The 6,563-nt window shown below is 43.9% G+C and carries 6 protein-coding genes and 5 tRNA genes; 8 read left to right on the forward strand and 3 right to left on the reverse strand.

Features of this window, described 5'->3' with window-relative positions; genetic code table 11:
* Nucleotides 1-7: 7 nt before the first annotated feature.
* Nucleotides 8-84: transfer RNA gene (locus NL646_RS23070), tRNA-Asp, on the forward strand.
* A 509-nt stretch (nucleotides 85-593) separates the two neighbouring features.
* Here NL646_RS23070 and pssA read toward each other — a convergent pair.
* Nucleotides 594-1,934, reverse strand: coding sequence for a CDP-diacylglycerol--serine O-phosphatidyltransferase (gene pssA / locus NL646_RS23075; protein WP_023624203.1), 1,341 nt, complete (start codon nucleotides 1,932-1,934; stop codon nucleotides 594-596).
* 74 nt (nucleotides 1,935-2,008) lie between these two features.
* Nucleotides 2,009-2,437 carry a GNAT family N-acetyltransferase gene (locus NL646_RS23080; protein ID WP_025502280.1) on the reverse strand — a complete coding sequence of 143 codons (429 nt, stop codon included), beginning with the start codon at nucleotides 2,435-2,437 and terminating at the stop codon, nucleotides 2,009-2,011.
* Between the two features lie 100 nt (nucleotides 2,438-2,537).
* Here NL646_RS23080 and murB point away from each other — a divergent pair, with 100 nt between their 5' ends.
* Nucleotides 2,538-3,581, forward strand: coding sequence for a UDP-N-acetylmuramate dehydrogenase (gene murB / locus NL646_RS23085; RefSeq protein ID WP_253664745.1), 1,044 nt, complete (start codon nucleotides 2,538-2,540; stop codon nucleotides 3,579-3,581).
* Complete coding sequence (birA, locus tag NL646_RS23090) at nucleotides 3,578-4,543, forward strand: bifunctional biotin--[acetyl-CoA-carboxylase] ligase/biotin operon repressor BirA (RefSeq protein WP_253664746.1); 966 nt, start codon at nucleotides 3,578-3,580, stop codon at nucleotides 4,541-4,543. Before murB ends, birA begins: the two co-directional genes overlap by 4 nt.
* Nucleotides 4,544-4,549: 6 nt before the next feature.
* Here the strand turns inward: birA and coaA are convergent, their stop codons facing one another.
* Nucleotides 4,550-5,473: a type I pantothenate kinase gene (gene coaA, locus NL646_RS23095; protein WP_015297458.1), complete on the reverse strand. Its 924-nt coding sequence runs from the start codon at nucleotides 5,471-5,473 to the stop codon at nucleotides 4,550-4,552.
* Nucleotides 5,474-5,679: 206 nt separating this feature from the next.
* Here coaA and NL646_RS23100 point away from each other — a divergent pair.
* The 5 genes from NL646_RS23100 to NL646_RS23120 form a co-directional block, all read left to right on the forward strand.
* Nucleotides 5,680-5,755 (forward strand) — tRNA-Thr (locus NL646_RS23100).
* Between the two features lie 36 nt (nucleotides 5,756-5,791).
* Nucleotides 5,792-5,876, forward strand: a tRNA-Tyr gene (locus tag NL646_RS23105).
* Between the two features lie 35 nt (nucleotides 5,877-5,911).
* Nucleotides 5,912-5,986 (forward strand) — tRNA-Gly (locus tag NL646_RS23110).
* Nucleotides 5,987-5,999: 13 nt separating this feature from the next.
* A tRNA-Thr gene (locus NL646_RS23115) sits at nucleotides 6,000-6,075 on the forward strand.
* 103 nt (nucleotides 6,076-6,178) lie between these two features.
* Nucleotides 6,179-6,563, forward strand: a 385-nt coding sequence (locus NL646_RS23120) for a GTP-binding protein (protein ID WP_238136524.1), incomplete at its 3' end; no start/stop codon positions are given.

A 6,563-nucleotide genomic window follows, 5' to 3' on the forward strand; every position in this document is an offset into this window, starting at 1 on the left:
CCAGTGCGGAGCGGTAGTTCAGTTGGTTAGAATACCGGCCTGTCACGCCGGGGGTCGCGGGTTCGAGTCCCGTCCGCTCCGCCACTTATTTGAAAGCCCTGCTAGAAATAGCAGGGCTTTTTTCGTTTTAGGGGCTGTCATTTTCCCTTCCAAGAAAGACCATTCTCAGTTGAGTACCATCTTACTAGCTTCCCCATGAAAGATTAGCTGGTCATTTTAAAGCGCCGTATTAATCTCCTATACCCTCTTCCTAATTATAATTTTCATAACGTCGAGACAGGACACGTTTTTCTCAATTTCCATTTTGTCGACATTGCCTACTTAATCATGTGGAGTGGAAACATGCGTTTGTCGATTTGATTCAACTTAGAAGGTTGAGCATGCGAATTCGACAGGAGGTTAACTACCTTTGTCTGATTTTTTGAGAGTGAGTCCAGTTTCAATCCTTTAATAAGTATTTATGTTTAAAAGGTGTGTGTAGGGCCCTTTAGGGTGAGATATGTCTTTTGAAAAATGTAAATCACTTGATCTGCCGTGTACAAAAAAAACCCAACATAAGTTGGGCTTTCGAAAGACAAATAAACGGAAGATATTTAAAGGATACGCTTTAAAACACCGTCAGCTTTTAAGCGAGTGATTTTTCTCACTAGTTTTTGTACAGCAAGCGGGTAATCTTCGACTTTTTCCAACTGTTTGTAAGTGCAGATTAGCTGCGTATGTTCAAGGATTCGGGCTACTTCATCTTCAAACTTATGAGTAAGGTTTGCGTAGTCATCTTGAATCAATAAACCATTTTCAAGATCGAGAGACCAAGCACGCGGATTTAAGTTGTTACCTGTAAGCAGCATGTATCGTTTATCAACCCAGATACCTTTTAGGTGGAAGCTGTTGTTTTCATGCTTCCATAAGTGCACTGAAAGCTTACGAGCTGCAATGTTCGCCTCATTTGCTTTGGCAAAGCGGCGCAGATTTACCTCGTAAAGGTAAGGAAGACCACCAATGGTTTTGAAATCTTCTTCTGGAGAGATATAGAAATCGTTCGCGGTTTTATCTCCTACCACGATCGTTACTTTTACTCCACGTTTCATTGCACGTTTTACTTCCCGGTGAATTGATTTAGGGAAGTTAAAATATGGCGTACAGATGAAAATTTCGTTTTTTGCTGCTGCTAGTAGCTTGACGATTTGTTGGTTTAGTAAGTTTCGACGCTTACCAAGACCAACAAGTGGTGTGATCTTTACTTTATCTTCCGCCGCTGACTCATGGGCAAATTGATAGTTGGCTTGAGCAAGAGAAGAGCGAAGTTGGCGAATTGCCGATTTAATTTCTTTGGTTTCTGGCTTATCTCGATCGGCCAAGTCGTTTACTGCAGGGTGAGCAATCATTTCATTTTGAACGAAGTTCACCATCGTATCTGCAAGGGACTTGTGCTTAATAACATGGTAGCGATCAAATCGATAGCGACCATGGTACTGCAAATAAACGTTATTAAGGCTAGCGCCACTGTAAATCACGGTATCGTCGACGACGAAGCCTTTTAAATGAAGCACACCAAATACTTCTCGGCCGCGAACGGGGATACCATAAACAGGGATGGCATGTTGGTATTGGTCAGCAAACGCTTTATAAAGCGCTGAGTTGCCTTCTGATGTTTCTGCACCAATAAGGCCGCGTTGTGCTCGGTGCCAGTCAACACAGATATTAATGTCTAATCCTGGATTACGCTGCTTTGCTTCGTAAAGTGCAGTGAGTATTTCACGCCCAGCTTCATCATCTTCCAGATATAGAGCGACTAGGTAGATTCGTGACGTTGCTTTGCTGATCGCATCTAAAAGACGAGTTCGAAATGTTTCTGCAGAGTACAGAACATCAAAGTCTTCAGGATTGATTGCGAGACTAGGCAACTGCTCGAATGGATTCCTATTTACTATCATATCGGTGTGAGTACCTTATTTTAGTGCAATATTGCGAACCTGATATTTTACCAAAGATATGATTTCCCTGGCTACTAAAGCGCACGCTTTGAAACCTTTGAAGGGATAAATTGCATTGGAATGAGATCTTTGCCGCTATCAACATAACGTTGAAAGGCCATCTTTAAGGAGTTCGGCAGCTCATGACTGTCAATGGTTTCGAAACCATGTTGAGCATAATATTTTTCTAAGTAGCTAAAAGCGAAGCAATAATCACCATCTTCGAAAACTTTGTTCTCGCAATGCTCTAGCAGAGTGCGGCCAACGTTCGTGCCTCTAACTTCTGGGATGACGAGCATGCCTGTTAATAAGCGATATTGCTCTACGGTTTTTAATCTTAGTAGTGCGACGATCACACCCCCACGACTGGCTGTGATGATGAGTTCATCTTTTTTGGCTCGCCCGGAGGGGTAATGGGCTTTATAGAGCTTTTTAATCAAAGGGAGTTTGATCGGATTTAACACTTCTATGATTAATGAGTTAGGTATTGTCACTGCGGTTAAAAGTTAACTGGGGTAGAATGTGCCCAGTTTAAGAGAATCTTATCTGGCGTTGCAAATCACTATGCAAATTAAAGAACACGCAAGCCTCAAGGCTTTTCACACTTTTGGTATCGAGCAGACTTGCTCCTACTTAGCCATTGTTGACTCGATAGATGATGTAATCAGCCTCTATCAAGATCCTGCTTTTCAAGGTCTGCCGAAGTTGTTTTTGGGTAAAGGCAGCAATGTTCTATTTACTGAACATTTTGATGGTCTCGTCATCGTTAACCGCCTTCTGGGGAAATCGGTTTCAGAAACCCATGAAGATTATCTTCTGCATGTTCAAGGTGGGGAGGATTGGCCGAGTTTAGTGGCTTGGTGTATTGCCCAAGGTATGGGCGGGATCGAAAACTTAGCTTTGATTCCCGGTTGTGCTGGGTCAGCTCCGATCCAAAACATCGGCGCATACGGGGTTGAACTAAAAGATCTTTGTAGCTACGTCGATGTATTGGATTTGACGACTTTAAAAACGAGGCGGATGAGTGCGGAAGACTGCGAATTTGGGTATCGAGATTCAGTTTTCAAACATGATCTATATGAAAAATGCTTTGTCACAGCCATTGGCTTGAAGCTGCCGAAGCGATGGACGCCGAAGAATCAATATGGGCCGTTACAAAATATCCCTAAAAACGAATTAAGTCCAAATGCAATCTTTGAACGTGTGTGCCAAGTTCGTATGGAGAAACTGCCAGACCCAGCTAAAGTCGGTAACGCAGGGAGTTTCTTTAAAAACCCTGTGATCAGCCAAGATCATTATGATCAACTCATTCGAAAGCATAGCAACATGGTGGCTTACCCTGCAAACGAGGGAATGAAAGTGGCAGCCGGTTGGCTGATTGACCAGTGTGGTTTGAAAGGTATTTCAGTCAACGGTGCTCAGGTGAACCCTTTACAAGCGTTGGTATTAACAAATGTCGACAACTGCAGTGCTGATGACGTGGTTGAACTTGCTTCTCTGGTGAAAAAGGCGGTGTGGGATAAGTACCAGATTGAACTCGAACACGAAGTGCGCTTTATGAATCGTCAAGGTGAAACTAATCTCGCTAAGATTGAGGCGGCGCAATGAGAAAAGAACACTCAGTGAAGCTACATATCCTTAAAACACTCAGCGATGGCGGTTTCCATTCAGGTGAAATGCTTGGACAACAACTGGGCATTTCTAGAGCGGCAATTGCAAAGCATATTAAAGGGTTGAATGATTGGGGAGTGGATATTTATCGTATCCAAGGACGAGGCTATCAACTGGCTCATCCTATTCAATTACTCGATGAAACTCGTCTGAAAAATGCCATTAGCACTCCGGTTGAACTGATTTCCGTGATTGATTCAACGAATCAATATTTGTTAGAGAAAGTCAGCGAATCCGATAAAGGGCGAGTTTGTATCGCTGAATATCAGGCGCAGGGGCGCGGTCGTCGCGGACGTCAATGGATATCGCCATTTGGCACCAATCTGTATTTGTCTATGTACTGGCGTTTAGATGCGGGTATGGCGGCAGCGATGGGACTGAGTTTGGTCGTGGGTATTGCTGCAGTCGAAGCACTGGAAAGTATCGGTATCCAAGGTGTTAAGCTTAAGTGGCCAAACGACATCTACTATCAAGATAAAAAACTAGCCGGTATTTTAGTGGAGATGTCTGGTCAAGCAGGAGGCGCAGCTCACTTAGTGATTGGAATGGGATTAAATATTGGCATGCCTGATGTGCAGCCCGGTATTGATCAACCTTGGACAACACTCAACCAAATTTCCAATGAAGTGAGTATCGACAGAACTCAATTGGCGATACGTCTTATCGATCATTGGAAAGCCGCGTTAGAAGAATATGAACTGACTGGACTGGGTGGTTTTGTTGAACGTTGGAATCGTTTGGACAACTTTATCGGCCGACCGGTTAAGCTTCTTATGGGACCGAGAGAAATACACGGAGTGGTACAAGGTATCGACCAACAGGGTGGGGTGGTGCTCAAAACTGAAAATGGTTTGGAAACCTACATTGGCGGAGAAATTTCGTTGAGAAAAGGGGACTGAGCCCCTTTACTTTCTTAGCGATACTTTGTCGACAAGGTGGTTAGCACCTTTGTGGAGGATCAAATGGGCTCTTTCTCTGGTTGGAAGAATGTTCAATTCCAGATTGAGTCCATTAATATTGCGCCAAATTTCTTTCGCTTTACTTTTCGCTTCATCGACCGACAGCTGCGTATAGTGGCTGAAGTAGGAGCCTGGTTTAGTAAAAGCTCCGCGGCGAAACTTCAAAAATCTCTCGACATACCACTGCTCTATCGTTTCACTTTCCGCATCAACATAAATTGAGAAATCAAGAAAATCAGATACAAATACTCGATGTGGATCATGTGGGTAGTCCATACCGCTTTGTAATACGTTTAAGCCTTCAATAATCAGCACGTCAGGTCGGTCGACTTTTTTTAGCTCATCAGTAATGTCGTACGTGATGTGTGAGTAAACAGGTACTTCAAGATTTGGTTTACCCGCCTTTACATCAGAAACAAATTCTACCAAGCGTTTGATGTCGTAAGATTCGGGAAAACCCTTGCGATGCATGATACCGCGCTCTTCCAAAACCTTTTTGGGATACAGAAAGCCATCCGTTGTAACTAAGGCGACTTTGGGATGATTTTCCCAACGAGAAAGCAGTGCTTTAAGAATACGAGCTGTTGTACTTTTTCCAACAGCCACACTACCTGCAATGCCAATAACAAATGGCGGAGCGTGTTCCTCGGTATTTAGAAACTGCTGAAGAACAGAGTTGCGACTTTGGCGAGCCTGTACATATAAATTGAGTAGACGAGACAAAGGAAGGTAGATCTCTACCGCTTCCTCCATAGTGAGGTTTTCATTTATGCCTTGAAGCGCCTTTAGATCGTCTTCAGAGAGTGTCATCGGAACAGAATTACGAAGTTCTGCCCACTCGGCACGGTCAAATGACAAAAATGGACTCATGGGTCTCTTTTATCCTTGGTTTAGTAGAGAGCAAGAACATACAACAAGCACCGTGCAAAGCAAACGACAAAGCACGAAAGTTTGCTTTAAAAAGCGAGGTTTGTATGATTTTTCATCAATTGAAGCTAAAAAACCGAATTTTACGACTTTTTTTTAAATAGCTATTGCAACCTAGAAAATCATTCAATAGAATGCGCACCACTTATGCCGACTTAGCTCAGTAGGTAGAGCAACTGACTTGTAATCAGTAGGTCACCAGTTCGATTCCGGTAGTCGGCACCATTCTTTCCTTTAGTAGTTAGAATGGCTTGAAAATTTGGAGGGGTTCCCGAGTGGCCAAAGGGAGCAGACTGTAAATCTGCCGGCACTGCCTTCGATGGTTCGAATCCGTCCCCCTCCACCATATTCTTTAGGAAATAGCTCTCAGAGTTACGTGTTGCGGGCATCGTATAATGGCTATTACCTCAGCCTTCCAAGCTGATGATGCGGGTTCGATTCCCGCTGCCCGCTCCACTCTAATTTGAGTGCTGATATAGCTCAGGTGGTAGAGCGCATCCTTGGTAAGGATGAGGTCGGCAGTTCGAGTCTGCCTATCAGCACCAGCTCTCAAAGTTATCTCCTTTTGATATTAGATTTACCAATAATCTTTATTTGGTTGCGTGGTCAATTTGGGCCACCAAAAATCCGTACCTAGAGGGACCACTCATGTCTAAAGAAAAATTTGAACGTACGAAACCGCACGTTAACGTTGGTACTATCGGCCACGTTGACCACGGTAAAACAACTCTAACTGCAGCTATCTGTACTACTCTAGCTAAAGTTTACGGCGGTGAAGCGAAAGACTTCGCATCTATCGATAACGCTCCAGAAGAGCGTGAGCGCGGTATCACAATCGCTACTTCACACGTTGAGTACGACACTCCATCACGTCACTACGCACACGTTGACTGTCCAGGACACGCTGACTATGTTAAAAACATGATCACTGGTGCTGCACAGATGGACGGTGGTATCCTAGTTGTTGCTGCGACAGATGGCCCAATGCCACAAACTCGTGAGCACATCCTACTAGGCCGTCAGGTTGGTATCC

It is taken from the genome of Vibrio sp. Y20_XG_PY13, from assembly GCF_024181925.1.
Taxonomy (GTDB): Bacteria; Pseudomonadota; Gammaproteobacteria; order Enterobacterales; family Vibrionaceae; genus Vibrio; species Vibrio parahaemolyticus.